The organism is Streptomyces sp. NRRL WC-3549, from assembly GCF_000721935.1.
In the GTDB taxonomy this organism is placed as follows: Bacteria; Actinomycetota; Actinomycetes; order Streptomycetales; family Streptomycetaceae; genus Streptomyces.
Genome location: NZ_JOCS01001832.1, coordinates 1 through 1,650, shown reverse-complemented (window position 1 = coordinate 1,650; position 1,650 = coordinate 1). Strand labels below are relative to the sequence as shown.

The following is a 1,650-nucleotide window of genomic DNA, read 5'->3' as shown; positions in this document are numbered from 1 at the left end:
CAGCGAGCCCAGGTGTAGCGGATGTGCGTCGTCACGCCCCTGCCCGTACGTAGCGAGAACTGCCTGCGCCTCGATCGGGTCGCCCAGGGCAGTACCCGTGCCATGCGCTTCCACCGCGTCCACCTGGGAAGCCGACAGGCCGGCGTTCAGCAACGCCTCTCGGATCACCCGCTGCTGCGACGGGCCGTTGGGTGCCGTCAGACCGTTCGACGCACCGTCCTGGTTCACCGCCGAGCCCCGTACCACCGCCAGCACCTCATGGCCGTTGCGCCGCGCATCGGACAGCCGCTCCACCAACAGCACACCCACGCCTTCGGACCAGCCCGTGCCGTCCGCAGCCTCTGCGAATGACTTGCACCGGCCGTCCCCTGCAAGGCCGCCCTGCCGGGAGAACTCCGAGAACGTCACCGGAGTGCCCATCACCGTCACGCCACCGACCAGTGCCAGCGAACACTCGCCCGACCGCAGGGCCTGAGCAGCAAGGTGCAGAGCCACCAGAGACGACGAGCACGCCGTATCCAGCGTGACGGCCGGCCCTTCGAGCCCGAAGGCGTACGAGACGCGACCGGACAGGACACTCGTTGCGTTGCCCGTCAGGAGATGCCCGCCGACGCCCTCCACCTCACCGGCGTCCGCTCCCGATGCGTATCCCTGGCTCGCGGCTCCGGCGAAAACGGCGGTGCGGCTGCCGCGTACGGAGAGCGGGTCGATGCCCGCACGCTCGAACGCCTCCCACGACGCTTCGAGCAACAGGCGCTGCTGCGGGTCCATCGCCAGCGCCTCACGCGGCGAGATCCCGAAGAACTCGGCATCGAACGAGGCAGCGTCGTGCAGGAAGCCGCCCAAGCGCGCAAAGGAGGCATTCGGGTCCACGGCCCAGCCCCGGTCGACCGGGAAGCCGGTGATTCCGTCGGCCTCCGCGACCAGCAGGGACCACAGGTCCTCCGGAGTACGGACGTCGCCGGGGAGTCGGCAGCTCATGCCCACGATGACGATCGGGTCGTCGCCCGTGACGGACGTGCCCGTCTCGGTCCTTGACGAGGGCTCTCCGGCACCGAAGAGCCGCACACAAAGGTAGTCCGCCAGCGCAGCGGGGTTCGGGCAGTCGAAGACAAGAGTGGTGGGCAGATCGAGACCGGATTCCTTCTGCAGCAGGTTCCGTAGTTCGACGGCCGTCAGGGAGTCGAACCCCAATTGCTGAAACGCCCGGTCCGCCGGGATCCTGGCCGTGTTCCGGTGGCCCAGAACCGACGCGACCTGCCGGCGCACGAGGTCGAGCAGCGCGGCGGCCCGCTCCACCTCCGGAAGGTCGCCGAACCTGGCAGGAGGGGAGGAGGGCCGGCTACCGGCAGAGCCGGATCCGTCGAGCTCGGTGAGTTCCCTCAGCAGTGGGCTCACGCGTACGGCGGTGAACGTCGGCGTGAAGAGTTGCCAGTCCACATCGGCGACCGTGATCACGGAGTCACTCTCATCGAGAGCTTGCTCGAGTCCAGCGATCGCCATGGTCGGCGCCATGGCGATCAGACCCCGTCGACGCAGGTGCTCTGCGGCTTCTCCCTCGGCCATTCCGCCTTCGTCCCAGGGCCCCCAGGCGATGGAGGTGGCGGTCAGGCCACGGGCCCGCCGCCCTTCGGCCAGGGCGTCGAGGTG

1 protein-coding gene is annotated in these 1,650 nt (G+C 69.3%); it reads right to left on the bottom strand.

Annotation, left to right across the window (positions count from 1 at the left end; genetic code table 11):
* Nucleotides 1–1,650, bottom strand: a 1,650-nt coding sequence (locus tag IH13_RS41905; protein ID WP_031079875.1) for a type I polyketide synthase, incomplete at both ends; no start/stop codon positions are given.